At 59.2% G+C, this 331-nt stretch carries 2 protein-coding genes; one reads left to right on the top strand and one right to left on the bottom strand.

Features of this window, described 5'->3' with window-relative positions; all coding sequences use genetic code 11:
* Window positions 1-169 (bottom strand): nuclease-related domain-containing protein (locus IG178_RS26420; protein WP_425499875.1); only part of this gene is annotated, 169 nt, incomplete at its 3' end.
* On the opposite strand from IG178_RS26420, the gene IG178_RS25765 reads away from it, so the two are divergent.
* Entirely contained in the window at window positions 122-283 is a 162-nt protein-coding gene (locus IG178_RS25765) for a hypothetical protein (protein WP_226895746.1), read from the top strand. The two genes, IG178_RS26420 and IG178_RS25765, sit on opposite strands and share 48 nt — an antisense overlap.
* Window positions 284-331: the final 48 nt, after the last annotated feature.

The raw sequence follows: 331 nt of genomic DNA, 5'->3' as shown, positions 1-331 counted from the left end.
ACCAGATGCCGTCGGCCGTGCGGCCGATGCGACCGCCCTTGACCTCGAGGACGAGGATCGCGCCCTTCCACAGGAGGACGAAATCAGCCTCCCCCATGATCTGCCGACGATGACGGGGAAGATGGACCGAATGGTACGCAACGGCAGCGTCCGTAGTCTCGGCGGGGATCTGGTCCAGAAGCTCGGCGACCTTTCGTTCCGCACTGCTCCTCGTATCGATGTAATCGACCGGGGGAATGATTCTCATGAGTTCTCGACCCTCCAGTATTTCGTGAATCCTTGATAAGCGAGATCGATGTCGACGTTGTCGATGGTGTCCTCGAGGTTGACC

Source organism: Neoluteolibacter marinus (assembly GCF_014904755.1).
Taxonomy (GTDB): Bacteria; Verrucomicrobiota; Verrucomicrobiia; order Verrucomicrobiales; family Akkermansiaceae; genus Haloferula; species Haloferula marina.
Note: the sequence above shows the minus strand (reverse complement) of the source record. Positions and strands in the feature narration are given on the sequence as shown.